Origin of the sequence: Burkholderia sp. AU17457, from assembly GCF_002223255.1 — a bacterium.
In the GTDB taxonomy this organism is placed as follows: Bacteria; Pseudomonadota; Gammaproteobacteria; order Burkholderiales; family Burkholderiaceae; genus Burkholderia; species Burkholderia sola.
This window is the reverse complement of sequence record NZ_NKFB01000003.1, coordinates 1,167,538-1,192,591: the sequence shown is the minus strand read 5'-3', so window position 1 is coordinate 1,192,591 and position 25,054 is coordinate 1,167,538. Positions and strand designations below refer to the sequence as shown.

At 66.9% G+C, this 25,054-nt stretch carries 23 protein-coding genes; 8 read left to right on the top strand and 15 right to left on the bottom strand.

Annotated elements, in window-relative coordinates:
• Positions 1 to 11: 11 nt before the first annotated feature.
• The 3 genes from CFB49_RS08120 to CFB49_RS08110 all read left to right on the top strand — a co-directional run bounded on the left by CFB49_RS08120 (position 12) and on the right by CFB49_RS08110 (position 3,152).
• Entirely contained in the window at positions 12 to 1,049 is a 1,038-nt protein-coding gene (locus CFB49_RS08120) for an ABC transporter permease subunit (RefSeq protein ID WP_089491105.1), read from the top strand.
• Between the two features lie 86 nt (positions 1,050 to 1,135).
• Entirely contained in the window at positions 1,136 to 2,080 is a 945-nt protein-coding gene (locus CFB49_RS08115; RefSeq protein ID WP_089434957.1) for an ABC transporter substrate-binding protein, read from the top strand.
• Positions 2,081 to 2,213: 133 nt separating this feature from the next.
• On the top strand, positions 2,214 to 3,152 hold the full coding sequence (locus CFB49_RS08110; RefSeq protein ID WP_089491439.1) for a carbohydrate kinase family protein: 939 nt from the start codon (positions 2,214 to 2,216) through the stop codon (positions 3,150 to 3,152).
• 22 nt (positions 3,153 to 3,174) lie between these two features.
• Here the strand turns inward: CFB49_RS08110 and CFB49_RS08105 are convergent, their stop codons facing one another.
• The 3 genes from CFB49_RS08105 to CFB49_RS08095 all read right to left on the bottom strand — a co-directional run bounded on the left by CFB49_RS08105 (position 3,175) and on the right by CFB49_RS08095 (position 6,224).
• Complete coding sequence (locus CFB49_RS08105; protein ID WP_069621399.1) at positions 3,175 to 4,905, bottom strand: SulP family inorganic anion transporter; 1,731 nt, start codon at positions 4,903 to 4,905, stop codon at positions 3,175 to 3,177.
• 24 nt (positions 4,906 to 4,929) lie between these two features.
• Complete coding sequence (locus CFB49_RS08100; RefSeq protein ID WP_089491104.1) at positions 4,930 to 5,556, bottom strand: ParB-like protein; 627 nt, start codon at positions 5,554 to 5,556, stop codon at positions 4,930 to 4,932.
• A gap of 125 nt (positions 5,557 to 5,681) precedes the next feature.
• Positions 5,682 to 6,224, bottom strand: a complete 543-nt coding sequence (locus CFB49_RS08095) for a GNAT family N-acetyltransferase (protein WP_089434955.1) — start codon at positions 6,222 to 6,224, stop codon at positions 5,682 to 5,684.
• A gap of 280 nt (positions 6,225 to 6,504) precedes the next feature.
• On the opposite strand from CFB49_RS08095, the gene CFB49_RS08090 reads away from it, so the two are divergent.
• From CFB49_RS08090 to CFB49_RS08075, 4 genes are all read left to right on the top strand, one after another.
• The gene (locus tag CFB49_RS08090) at positions 6,505 to 7,725 is read left to right on the top strand and encodes an MFS transporter (RefSeq protein WP_089491103.1); all 1,221 of its coding nucleotides are present in this window, start codon (positions 6,505 to 6,507) and stop codon (positions 7,723 to 7,725) included.
• A 215-nt stretch (positions 7,726 to 7,940) separates the two neighbouring features.
• Complete coding sequence (locus tag CFB49_RS08085) at positions 7,941 to 8,762, top strand: TetR/AcrR family transcriptional regulator (RefSeq protein ID WP_089491102.1); 822 nt, start codon at positions 7,941 to 7,943, stop codon at positions 8,760 to 8,762.
• 157 nt (positions 8,763 to 8,919) lie between these two features.
• The gene (locus CFB49_RS08080; RefSeq protein WP_089491101.1) at positions 8,920 to 10,674 is read left to right on the top strand and encodes an AMP-binding protein; all 1,755 of its coding nucleotides are present in this window, start codon (positions 8,920 to 8,922) and stop codon (positions 10,672 to 10,674) included.
• 29 nt (positions 10,675 to 10,703) lie between these two features.
• Positions 10,704 to 11,621: a DUF1571 domain-containing protein gene (locus tag CFB49_RS08075; RefSeq protein WP_089491100.1), complete on the top strand. Its 918-nt coding sequence runs from the start codon at positions 10,704 to 10,706 to the stop codon at positions 11,619 to 11,621.
• A gap of 27 nt (positions 11,622 to 11,648) precedes the next feature.
• Here the strand turns inward: CFB49_RS08075 and CFB49_RS08070 are convergent, their stop codons facing one another.
• Positions 11,649 to 11,930, bottom strand: coding sequence for a hypothetical protein (locus CFB49_RS08070; RefSeq protein WP_069621392.1), 282 nt, complete (start codon positions 11,928 to 11,930; stop codon positions 11,649 to 11,651).
• Positions 11,931 to 12,225: 295 nt separating this feature from the next.
• Between CFB49_RS08070 and hfq the strand changes: the two genes are divergently transcribed.
• Entirely contained in the window at positions 12,226 to 12,804 is a 579-nt protein-coding gene (gene hfq, locus CFB49_RS08065) for an RNA chaperone Hfq (RefSeq protein ID WP_069621391.1), read from the top strand.
• An 81-nt stretch (positions 12,805 to 12,885) separates the two neighbouring features.
• Here hfq and CFB49_RS08060 read toward each other — a convergent pair whose 3' ends face one another.
• From CFB49_RS08060 to cpaB, 11 genes are all read right to left on the bottom strand, one after another.
• On the bottom strand, positions 12,886 to 13,593 hold the full coding sequence (locus tag CFB49_RS08060) for a DUF2968 domain-containing protein (protein WP_089491099.1): 708 nt from the start codon (positions 13,591 to 13,593) through the stop codon (positions 12,886 to 12,888).
• Positions 13,594 to 13,647: 54 nt separating this feature from the next.
• Positions 13,648 to 15,039 carry a sigma 54-interacting transcriptional regulator gene (locus tag CFB49_RS08055; protein WP_089491098.1) on the bottom strand — a complete coding sequence of 464 codons (1,392 nt, stop codon included), beginning with the start codon at positions 15,037 to 15,039 and terminating at the stop codon, positions 13,648 to 13,650.
• A gap of 13 nt (positions 15,040 to 15,052) precedes the next feature.
• Complete coding sequence (locus CFB49_RS08050) at positions 15,053 to 16,864, bottom strand: TadG family pilus assembly protein (RefSeq protein ID WP_089491097.1); 1,812 nt, start codon at positions 16,862 to 16,864, stop codon at positions 15,053 to 15,055.
• A 12-nt stretch (positions 16,865 to 16,876) separates the two neighbouring features.
• Complete coding sequence (locus tag CFB49_RS08045; protein WP_089491096.1) at positions 16,877 to 17,200, bottom strand: DUF3613 domain-containing protein; 324 nt, start codon at positions 17,198 to 17,200, stop codon at positions 16,877 to 16,879.
• Between the two features lie 23 nt (positions 17,201 to 17,223).
• Positions 17,224 to 18,051, bottom strand: a complete 828-nt coding sequence (locus CFB49_RS08040) for a pilus assembly protein (protein ID WP_089491438.1) — start codon at positions 18,049 to 18,051, stop codon at positions 17,224 to 17,226.
• A 29-nt stretch (positions 18,052 to 18,080) separates the two neighbouring features.
• On the bottom strand, positions 18,081 to 19,079 hold the full coding sequence (locus CFB49_RS08035; RefSeq protein WP_089491095.1) for a type II secretion system F family protein: 999 nt from the start codon (positions 19,077 to 19,079) through the stop codon (positions 18,081 to 18,083).
• Between the two features lie 4 nt (positions 19,080 to 19,083).
• Positions 19,084 to 20,064 carry a type II secretion system F family protein gene (locus CFB49_RS08030; RefSeq protein WP_089491094.1) on the bottom strand — a complete coding sequence of 327 codons (981 nt, stop codon included), beginning with the start codon at positions 20,062 to 20,064 and terminating at the stop codon, positions 19,084 to 19,086.
• On the bottom strand, positions 20,057 to 21,403 hold the full coding sequence (locus CFB49_RS08025; RefSeq protein WP_050012503.1) for a CpaF family protein: 1,347 nt from the start codon (positions 21,401 to 21,403) through the stop codon (positions 20,057 to 20,059). Before CFB49_RS08025 ends, CFB49_RS08030 begins: the two co-directional genes overlap by 8 nt.
• Before the next feature lie 3 nt (positions 21,404 to 21,406).
• Positions 21,407 to 22,645 carry a fimbrial protein gene (locus tag CFB49_RS08020; protein WP_089491093.1) on the bottom strand — a complete coding sequence of 413 codons (1,239 nt, stop codon included), beginning with the start codon at positions 22,643 to 22,645 and terminating at the stop codon, positions 21,407 to 21,409.
• Positions 22,646 to 22,720: 75 nt separating this feature from the next.
• A complete protein-coding gene (locus CFB49_RS08015) occupies positions 22,721 to 24,052 on the bottom strand; it encodes a type II and III secretion system protein family protein (RefSeq protein WP_089491092.1) in 1,332 nt (443 codons plus the stop codon).
• A 22-nt stretch (positions 24,053 to 24,074) separates the two neighbouring features.
• The gene (gene cpaB, locus CFB49_RS08010) at positions 24,075 to 24,977 is read right to left on the bottom strand and encodes a Flp pilus assembly protein CpaB (RefSeq protein WP_089491091.1); all 903 of its coding nucleotides are present in this window, start codon (positions 24,975 to 24,977) and stop codon (positions 24,075 to 24,077) included.
• Positions 24,978 to 25,054 lie beyond the last annotated feature (77 nt).

The following is a 25,054-nucleotide window of genomic DNA, read 5'->3' as shown; positions in this document are numbered from 1 at the left end:
AGGCTACCGAAATGATCAACCCGACCAAGCAGCGGAACCTCGCTTCCGCGACCGCCCATCCGGTCGCCAACCGCACGCCCCTGATGCGCGGCGCCGATCATCGCGCCCGCATGCAATCGCTGATCCGCACGGCCGGCATGCTGCCGGTGCTGCTGGTCCTGTGCGTCGGCTTCGGCTTCCTGACCGACGGTTTCTTCACGCTGCAGAACCTGTCGATCGTCACGCAGCAAGCGTCGATCAACATCGTGCTCGCCGCCGGCATGACCTTCGTGATCCTGACGGGCGGCATCGATCTGTCGGTCGGCTCGGTGCTCGCCGCGTCGGCCGTCGCGGCGCTCATCGCGTCGACGATTCCCGGCTGGGGCTGGCTCGGCGTGCCGTTCGCGCTCGTCGTCGGCCTCGCGTTCGGCGCGATCAACGGCGGGCTGATCTCGTTCCTGCGCCTGCCGCCGTTCATCGTCACGCTCGGCGCGATGACGGCCGTGCGCGGCGTCGCGCGGCTGATCGGCAACGACACGACCGTGTTCAATCCGCAACTGCCGTTCGCGTTCATCGGTAACGGCTCGATCCTCGGCGTGCCGTGGCTCGTCGTGATCGCATGCGCGGTGATCGCGATCTCGTGGTTCATCCTGCGCCGCACGGTGCTCGGGATGCGGATCTATTCGGTCGGCGGCAATCCGGAAGCCGCGCGCCTGTCGGGCATCAACGTGCGGGCGATCCAGATGTTCGTGTATGCGGCGTCGGGCCTGCTCGCCGGCCTCGGCGCGGTGATGTCGGCCGCGCGCCTGTATGCGGCCAACGGCCTGCAGCTTGGCCAGTCGTACGAGCTCGACGCGATCGCCGCGGTGATCCTCGGCGGCACGAGCTTCGTCGGCGGTGTCGGTTCGATCGTCGGCACGCTGATCGGCGCGCTGATCATCGCGGTGCTGACCAACGGCCTCGTGCTGCTCGGCGTGTCCGACATCTGGCAGTACATCATCAAGGGGCTGGTGATCATCGGCGCGGTCGCGCTCGACCGCTATCGCCAGCGCGACTCGGCCCGTACCTGACACGCATTTCTCACAGTTCAACCATCAGGGCGCAGGCAGGTCCTCCTGCGCCCGTCCGCCAACGGACCCTCCGGAGACACAACGACATGTTCAAGCACAAAACCGCCCTGACCGCCGTCGCCTGCGCGCTCGCCTTCGGCGCCGCCGCCGCCCATGCAGCCGACAAGCCGCTGAAATCGATCGGCGTCACGGTCGGCTCGCTCGGCAACCCGTACTTCGTCACGATCGTGAAAGGCGCAGAAGCGCGCGCGAAGCAGCTCAACCCGAATGCGAAGGTCACGGCCGTATCGGCCGACTACGACCTGAACAAGCAGTTCACGCAGATCGACAACTTCATCTCCGCGCACGTCGACATGATCCTGCTCAACGCGACCGATCCGAAGGCGATCGAACCGGCGGTGAAGAAGGCGCAGGCGGCCGGCATCACGGTCGTCGCGGTGGACGTCGCGGCGGCCGGCGCGAACGCGACCGTGCAGACCAACAACGTGAAGGCCGGCGAACTCGCGTGCGACTATCTCGCGAAGAAACTGAACGGCAAGGGCAACGTGATCATCGAGAACGGCCCGCAGGTGTCGGCCGTGATCGATCGCGTAAACGGCTGCAAGGCCGTGCTCGCGAAAAACACCGGCATCAAGCTGCTGTCGAGCGACCAGGACGGCAAGGGCTCGCGCGAAGGCGGGATGAACGCGATGCAGGGCTACCTGACGCGCTTTCCGAAACTCGACGGCGTGTTCGCGATCAACGACCCGCAGGCGATCGGCACCGATCTCGCGGCGAAACAGCTGAATCGCCCGAACATCGTGATCACGTCGGTCGACGGTGCGCCCGACATCGAAGTCGCACTCAAGTCGAATACGCTCGTGCAGGCATCGTCGAGCCAGGATCCGTGGGCGATGGCGCAGCAGGCCGTCAACGTCGGCTACGGGATCATGAACGGCCAGAAGCCGGCCAATCCGATGATCCTGATCGAGCCGACGCTCGTCACGCGCGACAACGTGAAGGCCTACAAGGGCTGGAGCTCGCCGCGCTGATCGTGGCGGTCGCCCGCGAGACCGGGCGGTGCCGGGCCGCGTCGCCGCGCGCGACGGCCGGCACTGCCCGACCGTTCAGATTCAGATCAACCGCCGTACGGCCGCGCGCGACGCCGCGGCACAAGGTTTCAACATGACGACGACGTTTCCCCGCCTGATCGTTTTCGGCGAAGCGCTGACCGATTTCATCCGCGACGACGCGCAGCACTGGCACAGCATCGCCGGCGGCTCGTGCTGGAACGTCGCGCGCGTCGGCGCGCGACTCGGCGTGCCGACGGCCTTCGCCGGTACGGTCAGCCGTGACACCTTCGGCGACGAGCTGATGCGCAAGAGCGCCGACGCGGGGCTCGACATGCGTTTCATCCGGCAAGTCGACCGCGCACCGCTGCTCGCGATGGTCGTGTCGAAGCAGCCGCCCGACTATTTCTTCATCGGCGAAAACAGCGCCGATCTCGCGTTCGATCCGGCCGACTTGCCCACCGGCGCGTTCGACGCAGCCGACATCGTGCACGTCGGCTCGCTCGGCGTCGTGCGCGAACCGCTCGCTTCGCGCCTGATCGCGCTCGCGCAGGCCGCTCGCGCGGCCGGCAAGCGCATCTCGTTCGATCCGAACTTCCGCGCGCCGATGGCCGCGCCGTCGTATCGCGACACGCTGCGCCGGCTGACCGCGCTCGCCGACTGGATCAAGGTATCCGACGAAGATCTGCGCGGGCTGTTTCCCGAGCTCGACGAAGCGGCCGCGCTCGCGCAGTTGCGCGCGTGGGCGCCCGACGCGACGATGCTCGTCACGCGCGGCGCGGCCGGCATGCAGCTGCTGCATCGCGATACCGTGCTGTTCCAGCCCGCGTTCCCGACCGACGTTGTCGATACAGTCGGTTGCGGCGATGCGAGCATCGGCGGCTGGCTCGCGAGCCAGCTTGCGCGGCCCGATGCGTCGGCCGCCGAACATCTTCGCTACGCGGCCGCGTGCGCGGCAGTCGCCTGTGAACATGCGGGCGCCTATGCGCCAACTGCCGCGGAAGTGGCCGACATGATCGAGCGCACCGCCGCCGGCGCCGCCCTTTCGCAATAGACGGCGCCGACGCGCCTCGCCGTCACGCGGCGCCCGTGCCGTCGCTGCCGTTCGGCGGCCCGCCGGCCTGCAGCGATTGCAGGCTCTCGTCGACGCTCAGCTCCGACATCGCGTCGGCGTGCAGCGTACCGTCCGCCGCGCGGCGCAGCGCATGCAGCGCGTGCACCTTGAGCCGCACGAGCGCGAGCCGCAGCCCGCGCGCCGCGCATTCGGCCGCGAACGTGCGCAACGATTCGATCGTCGTGCCGTCGACATCCGGCGTTTCCTCGAGACTCACCATCACGGTATGCGTGTCCGGCGCGGCCTTCATCAGCGCCCGCACGCGATTGAGCATCCGGTCCGCGTTCGCGAAGAACAGCTGCGCCTCGGGCCGCACGATCAGCACGCCCGGCACCGGCTTCGCATCGGCATGGCTCGCGACGTCGACGAAATCGTGGCTGTCGCGCAGCCGGCCGAGCACGCTCACGTTCGGCTCCGACAGCTTGCGCAGCGTCAGCAGCAGGCTCACGCCGATGGCGGCGAGCAGCCCGTGCAGCACGCCGAGCACGAGCACCGCGAGCAGCGCCGCGATCACGACGAGCCGGTCGCGATGCCAGGCCCAGTACGGCCGGAACACGGACGGATGCAGCGAATGGCTGACCGCGAAGATCACGATCGCCGCGAGCACCGGCTCGGGCGTGCGCGCGAGCTGCGGCAGCAGCAGCCAGACGATCAGCGCGACCACGCCGGCCGCCCACAGGCCGGCCACGCGCGACTGCGCACCGGCCGCCTCGTTCGCCGACGTCGCCGAATAGCCGGCGCCGACCGGCATCCCGTGCAGGAGGCCCGACACGAGGTTCGCACAGCCGAGCGCGACGAGGTCGCGGTTCGGCGATACGGTATCGCCATGCTTCAGCGCGAAATTGCGGATCGATCCGTACGATTCCGCGTACAGGATCAGCATCAGCGCGAATGCGAGCTCGACCGTCTGCATCCATGCATTGCGATCGAGATGCGGCAAGCCGAATTCGAGATGCCGGAAGTCGATATGGCCGACGATCGCGATTCCGTACCGCTGCCAGTCGATCGCATAACTCGCCGCGATCGACAGCACGATCACGACGAGCGTCGCGGGCACGCGCGAGCGGCGCCCGAGCCCGAACAGCAGCGCGAGTGCGGTCGCACCGAGCACGACGCTCGCGAGATTCGCGTGCGGCGCGCCTGCGAGCAGGTCGAGCGCGACGTGCGGCGCATCGCCGTGCTGCACGGCAATCGCGAGAATCTTCGGCAACTGCTTGATGACGATCGTCAGCGCGAGACCGAACGTGAAGCCGCGCAGCACGGGCCGCGCGACGAAATCCGACATGCCGCCGAGCCGCGCGACGCCGGCCAGGATGAACAGCACGCCCGTCATCGCGACGAGCGCCGCCGCGAGCGCGAGCTGCGCGGCCAGCGCCACCCCCGATTCGGCGAGCACGGTCGCGGCGAGCACCGCGGCCGACGACGACGTCGACGACACGATCGCGAAGCGGCTGCTGCCCGTCAGCGCATAGACGACGAGCCCCGACAGCAGTGCGATCAGGCCAGCCTGCGGCGGCAGGTTGGCGAGCCCCGCATACGCGACCGCCTCGGGAATCAGCAGGCCGGCAATCGACAGGCCGGCCAGCGCATCGAGGCCGACGCGCCGCGTGCGCGGCGCGGCCGGCGCGTCGAGCGTCGCGAAATGGTCCGGATGTTGCGGGCCGGCGTCGGGGCGAATCGGAGCGGTCGTCATGGGGCGGTGCGCGCCGTGCGCCGGTCAGGGTTTGAAGGCAATCACGCCCGACCAGCCGGGCAGATAGCGCGCATCCTGGTCGTGCGCGCGATGCAGCGCGATATCGAGCGCCTTCGCGAAGTTCTTGCGGATCTGCTCGGGCGACACGTGCTGGCGCAGATAGTCGGCCCACAGGAATTCGCTGAACGGCGTCGCATCCTTCGCATAGCCGCCCGCCGTGCGCAGCTCGCCGGCGAGGCTGCGGTACGGATCGTCCTCGAGGCCCGTCAGCGCCTTCGGCAAATGCGCATAGTCGCGCCGCGAGCCGTCCGGACCGAACGGATGCACCCACTGGTTGTGTTCCATCATCCGCCAGAAGATCGTGTCGTCGAGCCACGACAGGTCCTTCAACAGCATGGCGTTCACGCGCGCCTCGCCCTCCTCGATCAGCGCGAGACCGAGATGATGATGATCGGTGATGTAGTGCAGCCCGTCCGGGCCGAGCACGGCCGGGAACCAGTGCGATTCGATCGCGGCCTTGCGGGCGCGCCTGTTCAGCGTCTTCCAGCGCTTGCGCTTCGCCTTGACTTCGCGATAGCCGACCGTCATCTGGGTCGGACGCAGCGCGTCGAGCCTGACGGGAATGAGATGAACGTCGTTGCCGAGTGCCATGGTCGTACCCCATGTAGCGAAATTCCGGCAACGATACTCCTGATCGCGCACGCCGTTAATCCGTCGTCACCGCGATCCGCCTTCGCTCAATGATCCGCGACGCCCGCTGCCTGCGCGACGCCGCGCTACGCACGCAAATCGTTGCGTTCGAGACGATGACGAATGTAGGGAATGTCGTCGTGCACGATGCTCACGCGCCGCATCCCGAGCTTGCGCGCCACGTTCAGCGAGCCGCTGTTGGCCTCCGCGATATCCGCGATCACGCGCGGTAGCCGCACGGTGTCGAACGCATGCCGCACGACGGCCGCCGCGGCTTCGCTCGCGATGCCGCGCCCCCACGTCGCACGCACGAGCCGCCAGCCGATCTCGACGTCGCGCGACCCTTCCTTGTAGTCCGGAATCAGCAGGATCCAGCCGATGAACACCTCGGGCGCGGCCTTCTCGAAAATCGACCAGTAGCCGAGACCCGGAGGATAGTCGCACGTGATCCGGTGCGTGACGAAGCGGCGATGCTCGACGGGGTCGTGCCACGGGCCCGCGATGTGGCGCGTGACCTCGGGATCGCGATCCATCTCGATGCACGCATCGAGATCGGCCAGCACGCGCGGACGCAGCCACAGCCGCGCGGTTTCGAGCATGGGCAATGGGTCGGCGGAACGGTCGTTCATCCGGACTCCTGATTCGGTGGCGATGCGCAGCGAGCGCATTACAGAACGGATACAAAAAGCCTTCCGCAATGATACAGAGTCCTGTCGCGGGCCTCGCACCGTTCCGTTTCCGTTTCCGAAACAGTGCATTTCGTAGGGATTATTCCCGATTCTCGGTTATCGCGCCCCACAGCGCGCGGCGCGCAAGCCTACACTCGATCAGTGCCCCGCGTCGCGCGCGAGCCGGGCCGGCATCCGCATGCACAATCGCGAGCGCGCAAGCCAACGAGGAGACCCGCACATGAGCTGGACCCGCGAGCAACGCAACGTCACGATCGCCGCCTACCTGGGCTGGACGCTCGATGCGTTCGACTTTTTCCTGATGGTTTTCGTGCTGAAGGACATCGCCGCGGAATTCGCGTCGACGATCCCCTCAGTCGCGTTCGCGCTCACGCTGACGCTCGCGATGCGCCCGCTCGGCGCGCTGATCTTCGGCCGGCTCGCCGACCGCTTCGGTCGCCGCCCCACGCTGATGGTCAACATCGCGTGCTATTCGCTGCTCGAGCTTGCGTCGGGTTTCGCGCCGAGCCTGACCGCGCTGCTCGTGCTGCGCGCGCTGTTCGGCATCGCGATGGGCGGCGAATGGGGCGTCGGCTCCGCGCTGACGATGGAGACCGTGCCGACCCACGCGCGCGGCTTCGTGTCCGGGCTGCTGCAGGCCGGCTACCCGAGCGGCTATCTGCTCGCGTCGGTCGTGTTCGGCCTGTTCTACCAGTACATCGGCTGGCGCGGGATGTTCATGGTCGGCGTGCTGCCCGCGCTGCTCGTGCTGTACGTGCGCGCGCACGTGCCCGAATCGCCGGCCTGGAAACAGATGGAGAAGCGAGCGCGCCCGGGCCTCGGCGCCACGCTGAAGCAGAACTGGAAGCTCACGATCTACGCGATCGTGCTGATGACCGCGTTCAACTTCTTCTCGCACGGCACGCAGGATCTCTATCCGACCTTCCTGCGCGAACAGCACCACTTCGATCCGCATACCGTGTCGTGGATCACGATCGTGCTGAACGTCGGCGCAATCGTCGGCGGCCTGTCGTTCGGCGCGATCTCGGAGCGGATCGGCCGGCGCCGCGCGATCTTCATCGCCGCGCTGATCGCGCTGCCCGTGCTGCCGCTGTGGGCGTTCTCCAGCGGCGCGATCGCGCTCGCCGCCGGCGCGTTCCTGATGCAGATCTCGGTACAGGGCGCGTGGGGCGTGATACCGGTTCACCTGAACGAGATCTCGCCCGACGAAATCCGCGCGACCTTCCCCGGCGTCGTCTACCAGCTCGGCAATCTGCTCGCGTCGGGCAATGCGACGATGCAGGCGTCGCTCGCCGTGTCGAACCACGACAATTACGGCTTCGCGCTCGCGCTCGTGGCCGGCATCGTGGCCGTCGCGATCGCCGTGCTGATCCTGTTCAGCCGCGAACGGCGCGGCATCGACATGACGCAATCGGTCAATACGCGTACCACCGCCGGGTGAACCCGCACGTTGCGGCAGCGCGTCATCGCGCGCGCCCCGCCCCGTCGGGCGCGGGCGCCGGGCTTTCCGCACCTGCACATCGAACTAGAGGAATTGATCCAGATTCCGCGCTTGCCCGGCCTACCCGCGATTTTTTATCTTAATAAAAACGACTGTTTGAATCAGATAATCAAATCACCTGTTCGCGGCCGGGAAACCGGCATGGGAGGCGGAACATGGCAGTAAGTCAGGACGGGCGGCCATCTGCGGGACGGCCGTCGGGGGCACGATCATCCGGCACGCGGCAGACCGGCGGGACGAAGGCGCGCATTCTCGATGCGGCCGAGGATCTGTTCATCGAACATGGCTTCGAAGCGATGTCGATGCGGCAGATCACGTCGCGCGCGACGGTCAATCTCGCTGCAGTCAACTACCACTTCGGCAGCAAGGAAGCGCTGATCCACGCGATGCTGTCGCGCCGGCTCGACCAGCTGAACCAGGAACGCCTTGGCATCCTCGACCGCTTCGATGCGCAACTCGGCACGCACATCACCTGCGAGCACGTGCTCGGCGCGATGTTCATTCCGGCGCTGAAGGCGTCGCGCAATCCCGAACGGGGCGGACCCGGGTTCCTGCGGCTGATCGGCCGTGCGTACACCGATCCTTCGCCGTTCGTGCGCAACTTCCTGACCGCGCACTACGCAAGCGTCGCGGGCCGCTTCTTCGACGCGTTCCAGCGCGCGCTGCCGCACCTGCCGCGCACCGAGCTCGGCTGGCGGCTGCACTTCGCGATCGGCGCGCTGTCCGGCGCGCTCGCGGGCGCCGAGACGGAAAGCCTGATCGACGAGTTTTCGCAAGGCCGCACGATGAACGACGTGCAGATGATCGCGCGGCTGTCGTCGCTGATCGTCGCCGCGCTGAAGGCGCCGATGCCCGACAGCGCGCAGTTGTCGATCTTCGCGGCGGTGCTCGACGACGCGGGCGCAAGCGAAGCGTTCGGGCTGCCGCAGTCGGGCACGACAGCCGCCGAGGCGGCCACGCTGCATTCCACGAACTGAGCGCGCGAGGCCACGCGCGGCTTCCTGTTCACGATTTGATTGATACGCGCGATCGGGCGCGGCGTCGAGAGGCCCGCGTCGACCAGCCGCGAAGCACGGGGCATGGGCAGGCGTTCAAGCGCGGGCCCGCGCCGAGAGCCAAGACCGGAGACACGTCATGTCATCTTCCGCAGCACCCACCTCGGCCCAACTTCCGCCGAACACCGACGCCGTCTGGTACGCGTCATACCCGCCCGGCGTTCCGCACGAGATCGACGTCACGCAATACGCGTCCCTCGTGCAGTTCTTCGACGAATGCACGACCCGCTTCGCCGACCGCGTCGCCTACGTGAGCGCCGGCGCGTCGATGACCTACCGCACGCTCGCGCGGAAAGTCGACGCATTCGCGTCGTATCTGCAAAGCATCGGCGTGAAGCCCGGCGATCGTGTCGCGATCATGCTGCCGAACACGTTCCAGTATCCGGTCGCGCTGTTCGGCACGCTGAAGGCGGGTGCGATCGTCGTCAACGTGAATCCGCTCTACACCGCGCGCGAACTCGCGCATCAGTTGAAGGACAGCGGCGCGCAGACGATCGTCGTGTTCGAGAACTTCGCGCGCACGCTGCAGGACGCGCTGCCGGAAACGCAGGTGAAGCACATCGTCGTCACCGCGCTTGGCGACCTGCTCGCCGACGGCTTCAACGCGAAAGGCCGCCTGATCAACTTCGTGCTGAAGCACGTGAAGAAGCTCGTGCCGGACTACCACCTGCCGCAGGCGATCCGGCTGCGCTCCGCCCTCGCGCTCGGCGCGCGCGGCAAGCCGCAACCGGTGCAGATCACGCGCGACGATCTCGCGTTCCTGCAGTACACGGGCGGCACGACCGGTGTCGCGAAAGGCGCGATGCTCACGCACGGCAACCTGATCGCGAACCTGCTGCAGGCGAAGGCCTGGATCGCCGACCAGGTGTCGGGCGACGTCGAAACCGTGCTCACGCCGCTGCCGCTCTATCACATCTATTCGCTGACGGTGAACGCGTTCATCTTCATGGGGCTCGGCGGGCGCAACATCCTGATCGCGAACCCGCGCGACATGAAGATGGTGATGAAGATCATCCGCCACGAGACGTTCACGGGAATCACCGGTATCAACACGCTGTACAACGCGTTCCTCGACAACGAGGAATTCCGCAAGCGCGACTTCTCGAAGCTCAAGCTCGCGATGGCGGGCGGGATGGCGATGCAGCGCGCGGTCGCCGAGCGCTTCCAGCAGGTGACGGGCCGGCCGGTGGTCGAAGGCTACGGCCTCACCGAGTGTTCGCCGATCGTCACGATGAATCCCGTGGACCTGAACGACATGGCCGCATTCAGCGGTTCGATCGGGCTGCCCGCGCCGTCGACCGTCGTGCGCTTTCGGCGCGAGGACGGCACCTGGGCCGCGATCGGCGAGCCGGGCGAGCTGTGCGTGCACGGCCCGCAGGTGATGCGCGGCTACTGGCAGCGCCCCGACGAGACGGCGAAGGTGATCGACGCCGACGGCTGGCTCGCCACCGGCGACATCGGCGTGATGGACGAGCGCGGCTTCATCCGCCTGATCGACCGCAAGAAGGACATGATCCTCGTGTCGGGCTTCAACGTGTATCCGAACGAGATCGAGGAAGTGCTCGTGATGCATCCCGGCATCAGCGAAGCCGCGGCGATCGGCATTCCGGACGAGGTCCAGGGCGAACGGATCAAGGTATTCGTCGTGCGGCGCGACCCGTCGCTGACGGCCGAGGACGTGCTCGCGCACTGCCGCAAGAACCTGACCGGCTACAAGATGCCGAAATTCGTCGAGTTCCGCGACGCGCTGCCGCAGACGAACGTCGGCAAGATCCTGCGCCGCGCATTGCGCGACGAGGAACTCGCCAAACTCAAGGCCGCGAAGCAAGGCTGAACGATCCATCGCTCCGGGAGTTGCCGTCGATGAACGAAGCAATGAAACGCCACGCGCGACATGTCGCTACGGCGGCCGCTGCGTGCGTACTGTCGCTCGCACAGGCGGGCCTGCATGCACAGGAAACGGCTGGCGCCGCGAGCGCGGCGCAGGCGGCCGCGCTGCCGACGGAGCTCGCGAAGGTCACGCACGAGCCGCTCGCGCAACAGGCGCGCTGGCTGCGCACGGCGGCCCAGCGCGGCACGCTCGCGCAGCTCGACGACGCGACGCTCACCGCGCTCTTCAAGGCGCTCGATCCGCTCGCCGTGCCGCTCTACATCCGGAACGGCCCGAACGGCTATCCGTCGTACCAGTTCACGATGGTGCGCCAGGAGCGCATCAGCGGAAAATGGCCCGACACGCCCGACCGCATGCTCGTGAAGACGACCCGCGAGCCGCTGCGCGTGTATGCGAAATGGCTGCCGGGCGGCGCGCATGCCGGACAGGAAACCATCTACGACACGACGCAGCGCAAGGACGAGATGTACGGCCATCTCGGCGGCCTGCTCGGCAAGATTCCGCTGTGGACGGCGATCGACGGCGCGCTCGCACGCGCCCAATCGAATCATCAGGTGAAGGATCTCGGCACCGAGTTCATCGCGAACCTGTACCTGACCGAAGGGAAGAAATACGTGGAGGCCGGCGTCCAGCGGCCGACCGATGTGGAGGCCAAAACGATCGACGGCGTGCGCGTCGTCGCGCTCACCTACGAAACGCCGACCGGCCGGCCGCAGTTCTATGCGAAAAAGGAAGTGCTGGGGCTCGACCTGCACGCCCCCTATTTCCGGACCGTCGAATCCTATGACAACGACGGCAGGATCTTCGAGCGGATCGTCATCGAGAAAATCGCGCCCACGCCGTTCGACGACACCGCATTCGACCCGAAAAACCCCGACTACGCGTTCTGACGCGCGTCGGCGGGGCTCGCCACGGGCTCAATCGTCATCGTCGTCATGGTGCCGATGCCAGTGCTTGTAATAGTGCTTGCGCCACTTGCGGTAGCGATCGTCGTCGTCATCGCCGTAATAGCCATATCCGTAGCCCGGATAGGCGACGACGGCGGGCTGCGGCGCGACATAGACGGGCGCCGGCTCGACATAGACCGGCGCGACGGGTACGCCGATGCCGACCGACAGGTCCACGTGCCCCGCCACTGCACTACCGGAAACGAGCAACGCCATGCTTCCGATCACTGCTGCCACTTGCCTCTTGTTCATGCTCCGCATCCCTGATAAGCCGGCCCGTCCGGCTCGCGCGACCAATGTAAGCGCGGCGCGCGGACCGCGGTGATACGGGGTTGCGAGAGTCGTAACGCAGCGTAACGAAACGGCTTCGGCCGTTCGGCCTAATCGCGAAAATGCGCCGGAACGTCTATAGTGGGTTACGGTTCGACACAATCGCGACTGCGCGCTCCCCTATCGAACAGGGTAGAATTCCGCCAAACGCCTTGTGGACGAACACGCCACACACACGCACAACATATTCACTGACGCAGGCTCCTGCCGCACCTCAATGGCCAATCCCGCAGAATCCCATCCGCAAAACGACTTCATCAATTCGGCGCGCAAGGAACGTAAGCGTGTTGAAATCTATCTCGTCAACGGCATTCGTCTGACGGGGTGTATCGAGTCGTTCGACCAGTATCTGGTGATGCTGCGCACCCCCGTGGGTCTGCAAGGCATCTACAAGCGCGCGATTTCCACGATCCAGCTCGACACGGGCGGCTCGCGCCCGGGCGGCGGCGGCCCCCGCGGCCCGCGCACCGGCGGTCGCCCCGGCGGCCGTGAAGGCGGCGGTCACAGCCCGTACGGCTCGCACGGCGGCTCGCGCGAATCGCGCGGCGACGGCGGCTACGGCTCCCGCGAGCCGCGTGAAGGCTACGGGTCGCGCGAACCGCGCGAGGGTTACGGCTCGCGTGAGCCGCGCGAAGGCTACGGCGCACCGCGCGAGCCGCGTGAACCGCGCGAAAGCTACGGCGCGCCGCGCGACACCGGCGACGCCTCGGGCAACGCCGCGCCGTCGGATTCCCGCGGCGGCAACGGTCCGGTCATCGTGACGCGCCGCCGGCGAATCGTGCCGGACGGCCAGTAAAACAAAAAGGGCAAGCCAGTCGGCTTGCCCTTTTCACTGGTGCGGCCGGCGCGGCACGTCGTCGCACCGCCGCTACCGCGTTCAGCGTGCCGTCGCCGGCAGGCCCGCGTCGGCCTCGCGCTGCAGTGAACGCACCTGCTGCTGCAACGCCCGCAGCTGCGACTGAAGTTGAGCCTGTTGCGCCTGCAGCGTCGCCGTTTCGCTCCGTACGCTCTTCTGGCGATCCGCCACCGCCGCCTGCTGCTGGCGGGCGATCGAGATGTCCGCCTGCAGACGCCGCGCGCGGTCCTGCACGACTTCGATCTGCTTGTCCATCTGCGCCTTCTGCGATTCCAGCTTCGCCGCGCGCAGTTCGTCGACGGCCAGCCGCTCGGCCTGGTGCGAGAAATCGCGATAGATCGCTTCCGCCCGCGCTTCGTTGTAAGTCTTGATCACGCGCCAGAACGCCTTTTGCTGGAACAGCGCGACGAAGTACGCACCGTCCTTGACGTTGAATAGCAGGCTCGCGCCGTAGCTGCCGTTGTAGCTCGTGCGCATTTCCGTCAACGCGTGCGACTGGATCTGGCGCTGCAGATCGTCAACCGTGCTCGGCCCCGTCGACTCGCCCGCTTGCGGCTGCACCGACGTCTGTGCCTGCGAATCGATCACCGGAATCGCGGCTACCGGCGCCGACGCCGGCTGCACCGCCGACGAATCGCTGCCTGCCAGCCCCTGCGCGAACGCGCCTTGCATGCCTCCCACCAGGGCGAGCACTACGCTCACCCGCCCCAACCCCGTCATATGGCTCATGAAGTTTTATTCCCGCGCGGATCGTTGTCATTCCACGCGATTTTATCTCATTAATTACTCGCTTTCGCGGGTCTCGGGTTCTTCGTCGAAGATCTGGTACTTGCGCATTTTTTCCCACAGCACCTTGCGGCTGATGCCGAGCTGCTGGGCCGTGTCCTGACGCCGCCAACCGTTTGCGTCGAGCGCGGCGATCACGCGGTTACGCTCGTTCATGTCCCACTTGCTGCGATCGACGAACACCTCGGCCGCACTCTCCGCCGGCACCGGCTGGGCCGAGCTGCGTGCGTGCGCGATCAGCCGCTGCAGCCGCGCGGCATCCCAGCCGCCCGTCTGCCGTACCGTCACGCCGACGCGCTCGGCCAGGTTGCGCAATTCGCGCACGTTGCCGGGAAAATAGCTGTCCGCCACCGAATCCGTGAGCCAGTACGGCAGGTCCGACAACTCGGCGAGCCGCTCCTCGCCGACCACCTGGGCGACGAACGACTTGAACAGTGCGATCTTGTCCACCGCACCGCGCTCTTCCAGCGACGGGATGCTCAGTTCGATCACCGCAAGCCGATAGTAGAGATCGGCGCGGAACAGCCCTTCCTTCACGAGCTGCGGCAGTTTCTTGTTGCTCGCCGCGACCAGACGGAAATCGACCTTGACCGGCGCCGTCGCGCCGACGCGCAGCACCGCGCCGTCCTCGAGCACGCGCAGCAGCTTGACCTGCTGGTACAGCGGCAGATCGCCGACTTCGTCGAGGAACAGCGTGCCGCCGGCCGCCTGCTCGAAATAGCCTTTATGCGCAACAACCGCGCCCGTGAACGACCCTTTCGCATGGCCGAAAAACAGCGATTCGAACAGGCCGTCCGGAATCGCGCCGCAGTTCACCGGCACGAACTCGCCGTGCCGATAGCGGGAATGCTTCTCGTGCAGCAGCTGCGCGATGCGCTCCTTGCCGACGCCGGTTTCGCCGTGCAGCAGCACGTTGGTGTCGCAGTCGGCGAACGTATCGACTTCGTGCAGCAGCGCCTGCATCGATTCGGAGTGCGCGACGAGTTCCGACGGCCGCAACGTTTCGGCGGCGTGCGCGCGCAGTTGCGTGACGAGCTTGCCGATCATGCCGCGCAGTTCCGCGCACGTGAAGTCGAGCGGCAGGATGTGCGAATACTCGGGCGGATACTGCGACGCGTCGTGGTCGCGCGCCGCGCCGACCCAGACGACCGGCATGCCGATATTGGCCTGCCAGTCGCGCAGGAATGCCGCGCCGCCTTCGATCATCGTCACGCTGATGATCGCCAGCGATCGCCGCATCGCGGCGCGCTCGGGCGAGACCGTCGCGTTGTCGGCGCGGATCACTTCGACGTCGAAGCTCGCCATGCACCGGGCGACGCGGTCGACGATGTCCGCCTTGCCTTCCCAGACGTACAGGTCGAGCTCTTCGATTGCGGGCGTATTTCTCATCTGATCTGCTTCTTCAGTAAACCGTTTGGGCGACCCCGCAATTGAGCGAGATCTGATGGACCGTCGCCGCACCGACCTGGACGCCGAGGAGATTCAGCAGCGGAACGAGGACTGCATCGAGACTCGACAGGAGCGGGCCGAGCAGGCCGGTCAAAAACGTGAGCAATGTGGAGACGAAGTTCCCCGGGACCGTCAGGACGTTGGCGCCGAACAGGCCGAGATTGACGGTGATATTCGCAGCCGCGAGTTGCGTCAAAGCCGAGCTAAGCGCCGAGCCGAGCGCATTCGAGTTCACTGTCCAGTAATTCGCATCGATCCCCGGTACGCCGCTGAACGTATGCGATTGAGACGCGCCTTGGACCTGAACCGATATGTTGGACATGGAAACTGTCAACTGGGCCAGCCCGAGAACATTGGAGTTGATGATCTGTGCAGGCGACGTACAGCTGTAATTCGACGACAGGCTGATCTTGCCGGATGAATCGAGCGGCGGCTTGCCGATACACAGATTGGCCACGCCCGGTTGCGCGGTAATGACGACCGTGCTTGCCGCCTGCGTGGAAGCGCATTGCGTCGAGTTCAACGTTGCGGTGCCGGTACCGGCCTGAAGATAAATCGGCAGATTGACATCGACGTTCACGTTCAGCAATGCCAGCAAAGCCCCCAGCAGCGGCAACTGCGCCGTCCCAAGATAGACATTCAGATACACGCCCACCGCCGCCGTCGACGCCTTCGTGCGCCACGTTCCCGTCGCCGGATCGATCCCGCCCTCACCGATGCCGATCGACGGCGGGCTGATGATTTGCACCTGCAACTGCGTCCCCGTCAGCCCGCCGAGATTCAGCGACGGCACGTTGACCGCGACCGCCGGCTTGCCCGTTGCCGCGATCTCCGCGCCGACCATCAGCAGGTCGAGCAGATCGACCTGCGCGTTGAGCGCCGCCTGCGTATCCGCGAGCGCGACGTTCAGCAACCCGCCCACGCCGCCGAGACCGATCGACGTGCCCGGAACGTTCGCGTTCAGAATCGCTTGCAGCGTGGCAATGCTCGCCTGCAGGCTTGCGTTCGCGACGGTCGTCTTCGTGGCCGCGTTCACCATCAACTGAATCAGTTGCGGCAACGTGAGCTTCAGCGCGAGCAGTTGATCGACCGTCCCCACGCCCGCCGCCACGACGAGGTCGCCGACCGTCACGTTCGTGCACGCAAGCGCTTGATACGATGCGATGTTCAGGTTCAGATTGGCGCCGAGCAGCGCACCGACCAGTCCGTTGACGAGCCCCGGATTGCCGGACGTCGGCGCGGATCCGCCCGCGCAACCGACCCCGCCGAGCGCAGCCAGGGTTGCGCCGACCGAGAACGTATCGATGTTCGTCGAACGCGCGGTCGATACCGCCGATATCGTCTGCGGCGGTCCGACGAAGAAGAACGGCACCTGACGCGTGACGACCACCTTGGCCGCGTTCAACTGCGTGGTCCCGGATGTCGCGGCAGCATAGTAGCTGGGTGCCGGGTTGACGGACGTATCCCAACGGCCGCACTCGATGTTGATCGTGTCGCCGTTCGACACGTTGAGCCCGTTCGACTGCGCGTTGCTGGTCGCGGTGGCAGTCGGCTGCGAACAGACGTCGTCCATCCGCTGCACGGCCGCGAGCGCGGCCATGTCGGCAATCCGTTGCACGTCCCGGCGCTGGTAAAAGAGATTACCGACGCCAATGGCGCCAAGCGTCGTGATGGCGATCAGCGTGGCGATGATCGCCATCACCGAGAACGCGCCGCGCTGTCGTGACGCGCGACGGATCCTGCCGCCACTGTGCCGGGTAGTCACCGTTGTGCTCCGTCAGCGTGCGAGATCGCCACCGGACAATCCGCCGCTGCCGCCGCCGTTACCGCCGCCCGACGCCGACATCGTGCCGAACCACTGCGGAATCGGCGTCTTGAACGAGTCGATATAACGCTGATAGGCAAACGTACCGGCGGCGCCGTCGATCGGTTGCGGCGTGGCGGCCGCTCGATTCGAGCGCTGCAGGTCGAGCAGCGCGCTCGTCGCATGACCGATTTCGGACGCCGGCGTGTCGCCTTGCGCATACGCGACGCCCGCCCCCAGCGAGCATGCGAACGCGATGCCCACGGCCCACACGCGGATTGAGGAAAGGTGAAACATGATGGCCTCCGTGAATATCGTCGTTATCGCGCGAAACGCTGCAGCAGCGGCACGGCAAGATCCAGATTGTCGCTGCTCGCCACCGACGGCACGGACACATTGGCCGGTGCATAGGCGATGGCGCGTTGCTTCGCGCGCATCGCGGCTGCGACCTTCGTCTCGTCGTCGCGAATCTGGCTGCGCACCGCGGGCGACAGCTTCTGCTGATCCATCAGCCGCCGCGCGTCCTTCGCATGACCGGTCGCGAGCAGGTAAAGCACGAAGTTGCTGAGGATCTTCGGGTTCTTCTGCTCGAGTTCGGCCGCCTTCAGTAGTGGCACGCGCGCGCCCGCCAGATCGCCTTCGCGCATCTTCGAATACGCAAGGTCGGACAAGGTCGCCGCATCGGTCGGCGCAAGCGCCGTCGCCTGTTCGAGCTGCTGCGCGGCCAGCGCGAAATCGCCGCGGGCGCCGGCGGTCAGGCCCAGCCCGCGATAGCCGCGCGCGGCGAGCGGCGTCGTCAGCAATTTGGTATAGGCGGCCACGCCGGCGTCGTACTGGCCGGTCGCGCGCAATGCGTCGGCGCGCAGCAGGATCGTGTCCGGCGATGCGCCATATTGCTTCTCGTACTGATCGATGTGCGCGAGCGACGCAAAATACAGCCCCTGCGCCTGCATCCGCTCGATCAGGCCCAGATACATGCCCGGCGTATCGGGCGTCGCATTCTTGTCGGCGGCGGCCTGCATCAGCGCGCCGCGTTCGGCCTGCGCACCGATTCCGTATCCGGACTCCTTGAACATCGCGCACCCGCTGGCAAGCAACGCGCACGCCGTCGCGCCTGCAATCGTGCGAACCCAGCCCAATCGATTCATCTTGTGTCGCTCCTTCCCCTCATGCCGCATCAGCGCTGAAACGCAGCGAGCGCGGACAGCACGGTCATGATCCCGGGCCCCGCGGTCACGATCAACAGTGCCGGCAACAGCGTGACGATCATCACGCCGGTCATCTTCACCGTCAGGCGGCCGATCTGCTCGCGCAGCGTCGCGCGACGCCCTTCGCGCAGACGGTCGCCGAATTGTTTCAGCGGCTCTTGCACCGCGCCACCATGCTTGTCGACCTGAATCAGCAAGCGCACGATCGCGCGCAGATCCTCGTTGTCGAAACTGTTCGTCAGGCGTTGCAGCGATTGCTCGCGCGTGCGCCCGGCCGCGAACTGCCGCTGCGCGACGCCGAGCTCCCACGACAGCACCGGCAGCATCGTCTGAAAATCGTGCGTGACCACCTGGATGCTCTGGTCGAGCGACAGGCCGACGCCCTGCAGCAGCCGCAACATGTCGACGAGCAGCGGCAGTTCGGCCCCGATGCTCTGCCGGCGCGCGGTCGCACGCCGCCGCACGTAGATTTTCGGCAGCATGTAGCCGGTCACGAGCGCGACGGAGATCCACAACGGCCAGCGCGTCTGCTGTCCGCGGCCAATCAGTACCAGCACGGCGAGCGCAGGCAGCAGGATCGCGCAGACGATGCGCGCGCCGACGAACAGCGCTCTGGCGCGTACGTCGACGAAACCGCACTGCTCGAGCAACTGGCGATCTTCGTCGGCGATCAGATACCGGCTGAAGCCGGTCTCGAGCCACCGCATCCCGACGTCTTCGAAGCGTTCGCGCAGCCCCGCGAAACGGACGCGCGGCGCGGCAGGCGCCACCGCGTCGCGCGCGGGCTCCGTGCCACCGGCACGCGCGGCGGCCGCTTCGACCGCCGCTGTCCGGCGATCGAGCGCATCCACCAGTGCGCGCTCGGCACGCTGCACGAGCACGATGCGAACGATCGCGAGCGCGGCGAGCAGCAACACGCCGACCGATCCGAGCACCAGCGCAAGGGCGCCTAAACGGTTTGCATCCATCGATTCACCTCAGCCGCGCGAGCCGGTACAGCCAGAAACCGCCGACCGCCTGCAGCACGAACGCCAGATAAATCATCTGACGCCCGCTATCGTCGCTCCACATCGTCGTGAAGTAGCGCGGGCTCGAGGCGATGACGAAGCTGCCGACCGCGATCGGCAATAGCGCCAGCACCCATGCGGACAGCCGCGTTTCGGCCGACATCGCGGACAGTTCGCGCTCCGCCTGCTCGAGATCGCGCATGAACGTCGACATCCGGTCGAGCATCACGTCCGCCCGCCCGCCGTAGCGGACCGACAGACGCAGCACCGCACCGACCAGTTCGAATTCGCGGATACGATAGGTGTGCGCGATGTGCAGCATCGCGCGATCGATCTCGACACCGGAGCGCAGCATCCGCGACACGTCGTCGAGGCAGCAGCGCAGCGGCATCTCGGTCGTCTGAAGCGCTGACTGGAACGCCGCCGGCACGCTGTTCCCGAGCGTCACGAGCCGCACGATCCCGTCGAGAAACGACGGCAACTGACGGACGATCTTCAGGCGGCGCCTGCTGATGCGCGACGCGATCCACAGCACGACGAGCACACTGCCGGCAACGACCGCGGCCGCCGCGGCGAGCACGCCGCCAGCCATGCCGGCCCATAGCGCGAGCAGCACAAGGACCCCGAGCGCCAGCACGAGGCCTGTGCGCACTTCGTCGAGGCCCGCACGGTCGGACAGCACGGCCCATGCACCGAACGCCGACGCGCGCCAGCGCGCGAACCCCTGTTCGGACTCCGGCGCGTTGGCCGTACCGGCCGCCGGGGCGCGTGCGGTGCGCGTCTCGCCGGCCGGGGCCGCGGCGCGCGCGCCCTGTCCCACCCGGCTGTCGAAGAACCGCTGCGCATGCGCACGCCCTTCCCGCACCTGGCTTGCGCGCCACAGCAGCAACCCGGCCGCCGCGCAGATCAGCGCGAACATCAGCGCGAGCAAGGTGGCGCTAGACATTGAAGCCTCCGCCTCGCCCGAAGTGGCCGCCGAACCCGCCACCGCCGGACGACACCAGCGTGCTGCGGAAACGTGCCAGCTTCGGCGAATGCGGATGAATGCCGAGCGACTCCCAATGATCGATCTCTTCGCCCTCCGGCGTGACGCGTGCCTCGTAGCGATACAGCTCCTGCGTCGATACGATGTTGTCCGACATGCCGGTGACTTCGGTGATCGACAGGATGCGGCGGCGACCGTTGGACAGCCGCCCGATCTGCACGATGAAGTCGATTGCATTGGCAATCTGCCGCCGCAGGCTTGCTTCGGTACCCTGAAAACCGGCGAAACCGGCCAGCATCTCGAGCCGGTACAGGCATTCGCGCGGCGAGCTGGCGTGCACGGTGCCCATCGATCCGTCATGGCCGGTATTCATCGCCTGCAGCATTTCGAGCACTTCGCCGCCGCGCACTTCGCCGACGATGATCCGGTCCGGCCGCATCCGCAGCGTGTTCCGCAGCAGGTCGCGAATCGTCACGATGCCGCTGCCGTCGAACCCGCCGGGACGGCTCTCGAGCCGCACGACGTGCGGGTGATTCAACGACAGTTCGGCCGTATCCTCGATCGTCACGACGCGTTCCGCCATCGGGATGTGGAACGCCAGCGCGTTCAGCAGCGACGTCTTGCCCGAGCTCGTGCCGCCCGACACGAGGACGTTGCAGCGCGCATCGACCGCGGCCTCGAGCAGCCGGCCGATTTCTTCGTTGTAGGTGCCGTTGCCCAGCAGGTCCTCCGGCTTCAGCGGATCCTTGCGGAACTTCCGGATCGACACGACCGGGCCGTCGATCGACAGCGGTTCGATCACGACGTTGACCCGCCCGCCGTCGGGTAGCCGCGCATCGACCATCGGGTTCGATTCGTCGAGCCGCCGGCCGACCGGCGCGAGAATCCGTCGCACGATCCGCAGAAGATGCGCGTTGTCGGTAAAGCGGATCGGCAGCTTCGACAGGATCCCGTGGCGCGACACGTAGATGTCGTTGTAGCCGTTGATCAGGATGTCCTCGACATGCGGGTCCGCCAACAGGTCTTCGATCGGCCCGAAGCCGGCGAGCTCCTTCGTCAGCGCCTCGGCCACCGCGCGCACCTCGCTCTCGTTGAGCGGGATGCGCCGCAGCCGCACGAAGCTGTCGATTTCGAGATCGACGAACTGGTTGATCGCCTGTCGCGACCAACGGCCGAATTCGGCGCCCAGTTCCTCGATCCGCGTGAGCAGATGCTCGTGCGCGGCATTCTTGATGTCGTGGAACTGTTGCGTTTGCGAGAACGGCGCTGCGCCGTCGGCAAATTGAATGTCGTGTGCCATCGCTTACGACCGCTTCGTTGAGGATTGAATGATTCGCCTGAGCGCCGAGAGGCCGCCGGCCCCACGCTGTGTCGCTCCGGGCGCCGGCGCGCCCGCGAGGCGCTCGACCAGCGGCCCGAGCGCACGGACGTACGGATCGCGTTCCGCGACCTCGGCGATCAGCTTGCCCTGGTTCGCCGCATGCCCGATCGACACGCGCCGCGACGGCAGCGTCGCGATCAGCGACAGGTCGAGCCGTTCGGCGATTTGCGCGGGCATCAGCCCGAGCTCGGCGTCGAACTGGTTGACGACGAGCCGGATCCGGTCGGTCGCCGCGCCTGCCTCGCGCAACCCGTCCAGCATCTCGACCGCCGATACGACCGATGCCACGCCCTGGTCGCAGACCAGCCATGCTTCGTCCGCCAGGTTCACGACCTGCGCGATGAATTCGGGATTCGGGAAGCCGCCGAGATCGACGATCTGGTGATCAAAAAACGCTCGCAGCCGATTCAGCAACGCCGCACACGACGCCGTCGCCACGTCGCGCAACTCCGCGAGATTCGGCGGCAGCGTCGTCAGGGCGACGCCGCTCGAATGGCGCGCGAGCGCGGTCGTCACGAACGTGCGGTCGATCCGGCGCAGGTTGCGCACGGCTTCGACGAAATGGAATTCGCAGCGCGTGTTCAGGAACAACGCGCCGTCGCCGGCCGGCAGCCCGAGATCGAGCAGCGCCGCCGTGCGTGCCGGGTCGGCCGGCCGTCGCTGCATCAGCACCGACAGGTTCGCGGCGAGCGTGCTCACGCCCATCCCGGCGCGCGCGCCGAGCAACGCGGTGACCTTCCCGTGACGATTGGCCGGCTCGCCGACGTTGTCGAGCAACACACGCGTGATCCGCAGCGCCTCGTCAGCCGGCGCGGAAAAATCGACGAAATCGCGCACGCCGGCGCGCAGCGCGGCGAGCGCCCCTTCCGGTTGCCCGAGCGAGCCCAGCGCGACGACAGGCACGCCCGCATGCGCCGCGCGTACCGCGGCGACCACCGTACTTGCCGCCGCGCAATCACCGGAAAAGTCGATGAACACCAGCGCCGGATTCAGCACGCCGATACGCTGCGACAGCGCGGCGCCGTCGAGCGGCACCCCTTCCACCGCGCCGGCGGACACGAGCGATTGCGACAGCCAGTGCACATGCTCCGCGACCGGGGATGCGCAGACGAAGTAGTCAGTGACGGCGGGCTCAGCCAAAGAGTAGGTTCTCGCATTCATCTTGGATACTCCCCATGCAGCAAGGCATCGCGTCGTGCGCGACGGCCTGCGCGGTCCGGTAACGATTCGGCGCGCTCATTTCGAGAACCCCGGCCCCGCGTCCGGCGATGCCATGCCGCCCAGATACGAACGCCACACCGGACCGTCGCGCTGTTCGGACAGCTCGCCCGGCGTCGCCGGCAGCGGTGCACCCTGCGCGATCGGTGCAACGAGATGCGGCGTCACGATGATCACGAGTTCCTTGTCGCTCTGCTGGTAGCTCAGATTCTTGAAAAACGCGCCGATGATGGGCAGATCGCCCAGGAAAGGCACCTTGTTGACGTTGGACGTGGTCTCGCGGTCGATCAGGCCGCCGATCACGAAGCTCTCGCCATCGCCGAGCTCGACCGTCGTGTCCGCACGCCGCGTCGTCAGCGCAGGTACCTGCACGCCGTTGATCGTAATCGAATGCACGAAGTCGAGCTGGCTCGACTCCGGCGCGACCTTCAGCGCGATCCGCCGCGGATTCAGCACGGTCGGCGTGACCGTGAGCCCGACGCCATAAGGTTTCCATTCGATCGAGATCGTGCCGAGCGATTGCGGCACAGGCACCGGAATCTCGCCGCCCGCGAGGAAGTTCGCGCTCTGACCGGATAACGCGACGAGCGTCGGCTGCGCGAGCACGCGGGCCAGGTTGTTCGCTTCGAGAATCGACAGGTCGGCGAACAATCCGTGCGACACCGAATTGACGACGAGATTGAACGCCGACGAAATCGGCACGTTCGTGTTGTAGGTGAGCGAGCCGCCGGGCGTACCGGTAATCGAGGTGAGCCCCGTCGGCGCGAAGGCCCCGAACGCAAAGCCGTTGCTCTGCTTGAAGAAGTTCAGGCCCGCCTGCTTCAGCACCGAACGGCTGAATTCGACGACACGTACGTCGACCTGCACGACATTCTTGCCGGAGATCGTCGACGCATCGAGCGTCGCCCCGTCCTTGCCGCCGACCGTCTTGGCCGCGTGGACTGCCCGCTGATGTCCGTCGAGCGTTGCGGCCGCACCGCCGATCACCGAGGTGCCGCCGTACGTGCTCACGGTCGGCGATGCGCCGTCCAGCAGTGCCCGCGCCGCCCCGCTCGTGACGTTCACGTTATAGACGGTCGGCTCGTCGCGGCCGCGCTCCCAGATCATCACGTTCGTCGCACCGGCATTCTTCGCCACCAGCAGCACGCCGCCGCGCCCGCCCTTCACGACAAGCACGTCGGCCACCGACGGATCGCCGATCGCGACCCGCTGCAGTGCGCGCCCCATCGCAAGCTGCCGCTGCGCGCCGACCGCAAGGCTGATCGTGCCGCTCGTGTCGGCCGCATCCGACAGCGGCGGCATTGCCAGTGCGCTCAATGCAATCGCCAAACCAATCAGTTTCTTTTTCATTGTTTTGCCGTCTTCGTCCCGCTCAATAAGCGACCGTTTCGGTCCGCCCACCCCGAATCACTTCGATGCTGCCGCCGCTCGGATGCCGCGCGACCACCCGCGGCGCCGCACGCGGGGCCGGCGCCGGCGTCGCGCTCTTCGACAACTCGCCCAGCACCACGCCGGCCGCGGCAAGCGCCGACGGGCTCTTGTCGTCGCCGACGCGAACCGCGACGGTTTGCGCCGCGACGTCGTCGTCGCGCGGACTACGCAGCGCGAGCACGAGCCGGCCGCTCTGCTCGGCGAGCGTCAGCGCGTCGACCTGTGCAGTGGGCACGGCCAGCACCGCGGTCCGCGTCCCGATCACCGAGCCGTTCGAGCTGTCTCGCTCGGTCGTCGCATCGCCGAACGACAGCACGCGGACCTTCGACATCAGCAGCCGCGCCTGGGTATTCACGATCTCGGCCGTCGACGTCCCTCCGATCGCCACGCCGGTCCCGTCGCGCTTCAGATTCACGAACACGTCGACATAGTTGCCGGGCCGCACGCGGTTGCCGACCGCGTTGGTCTCGTCGACCTTGATTGCCACGGCCCGCTCTCCCGGTGCAATCTGCTCGGCGAGGCCGGACGACAACGCGCTCGCGACGACGGCCGCCTGCGCGGGGATGTCCGCTGCCGGGATGCGGCCGACCAGTTGCAGCGGGTCGGCGAACGCCCCCTGCGGCGCGGCGGTCGACTGCTGGACCTTCAGCGCATCGGCCGGAATCGGCTGGCCGGCTTGCAACGGCCGCGTCGTCACGACGACCGGCACGCTCTGCGTCGCGACCGTCGAGGCAACCGGTGCGACGTCGGCCGGCTTGCGACCGAGCATCCACGCATAGATGCCGAGCAGAATCGCGATCGCGATCAGCAAGCCTGCAATGATCTTCGTCAGGTTGTTGGCCATGGTGTTGTTATGTTTCCCCGCTACTCACGATTGAATTCTCCGCGCAACGTGGCCGACCGGACGCCGTCGACCGGCAC

Coding starts and splice junctions, on each gene's coding strand:
- CFB49_RS08120 (WP_089491105.1), top strand. CDS start 12: ATGATCAACCCGACCAAGCAGCGGAACCTCGCTTCCGCGACCGCCCAT.
- CFB49_RS08115 (WP_089434957.1), top strand. CDS start 1,136: ATGTTCAAGCACAAAACCGCCCTGACCGCCGTCGCCTGCGCGCTCGCC.
- CFB49_RS08110 (WP_089491439.1), top strand. CDS start 2,214: ATGACGACGACGTTTCCCCGCCTGATCGTTTTCGGCGAAGCGCTGACC.
- CFB49_RS08105 (WP_069621399.1), bottom strand. CDS start 4,905: ATGACGACCGCTCCGATTCGCCCCGACGCCGGCCCGCAACATCCGGAC.
- CFB49_RS08100 (WP_089491104.1), bottom strand. CDS start 5,556: ATGGCACTCGGCAACGACGTTCATCTCATTCCCGTCAGGCTCGACGCG.
- CFB49_RS08095 (WP_089434955.1), bottom strand. CDS start 6,224: ATGAACGACCGTTCCGCCGACCCATTGCCCATGCTCGAAACCGCGCGG.
- CFB49_RS08090 (WP_089491103.1), top strand. CDS start 6,505: ATGAGCTGGACCCGCGAGCAACGCAACGTCACGATCGCCGCCTACCTG.
- CFB49_RS08085 (WP_089491102.1), top strand. CDS start 7,941: ATGGCAGTAAGTCAGGACGGGCGGCCATCTGCGGGACGGCCGTCGGGG.
- CFB49_RS08080 (WP_089491101.1), top strand. CDS start 8,920: ATGTCATCTTCCGCAGCACCCACCTCGGCCCAACTTCCGCCGAACACC.
- CFB49_RS08075 (WP_089491100.1), top strand. CDS start 10,704: ATGAACGAAGCAATGAAACGCCACGCGCGACATGTCGCTACGGCGGCC.
- CFB49_RS08070 (WP_069621392.1), bottom strand. CDS start 11,930: ATGAACAAGAGGCAAGTGGCAGCAGTGATCGGAAGCATGGCGTTGCTC.
- hfq (WP_069621391.1), top strand. CDS start 12,226: ATGGCCAATCCCGCAGAATCCCATCCGCAAAACGACTTCATCAATTCG.
- CFB49_RS08060 (WP_089491099.1), bottom strand. CDS start 13,593: ATGAGCCATATGACGGGGTTGGGGCGGGTGAGCGTAGTGCTCGCCCTG.
- CFB49_RS08055 (WP_089491098.1), bottom strand. CDS start 15,039: ATGAGAAATACGCCCGCAATCGAAGAGCTCGACCTGTACGTCTGGGAA.
- CFB49_RS08045 (WP_089491096.1), bottom strand. CDS start 17,200: ATGTTTCACCTTTCCTCAATCCGCGTGTGGGCCGTGGGCATCGCGTTC.
- CFB49_RS08040 (WP_089491438.1), bottom strand. CDS start 18,051: ATGAATCGATTGGGCTGGGTTCGCACGATTGCAGGCGCGACGGCGTGC.
- CFB49_RS08035 (WP_089491095.1), bottom strand. CDS start 19,079: ATGGATGCAAACCGTTTAGGCGCCCTTGCGCTGGTGCTCGGATCGGTC.
- CFB49_RS08030 (WP_089491094.1), bottom strand. CDS start 20,064: ATGTCTAGCGCCACCTTGCTCGCGCTGATGTTCGCGCTGATCTGCGCG.
- CFB49_RS08025 (WP_050012503.1), bottom strand. CDS start 21,403: ATGGCACACGACATTCAATTTGCCGACGGCGCAGCGCCGTTCTCGCAA.
- CFB49_RS08020 (WP_089491093.1), bottom strand. CDS start 22,645: ATGAATGCGAGAACCTACTCTTTGGCTGAGCCCGCCGTCACTGACTAC.
- CFB49_RS08015 (WP_089491092.1), bottom strand. CDS start 24,052: ATGAAAAAGAAACTGATTGGTTTGGCGATTGCATTGAGCGCACTGGCA.
- cpaB (WP_089491091.1), bottom strand. CDS start 24,977: ATGGCCAACAACCTGACGAAGATCATTGCAGGCTTGCTGATCGCGATC.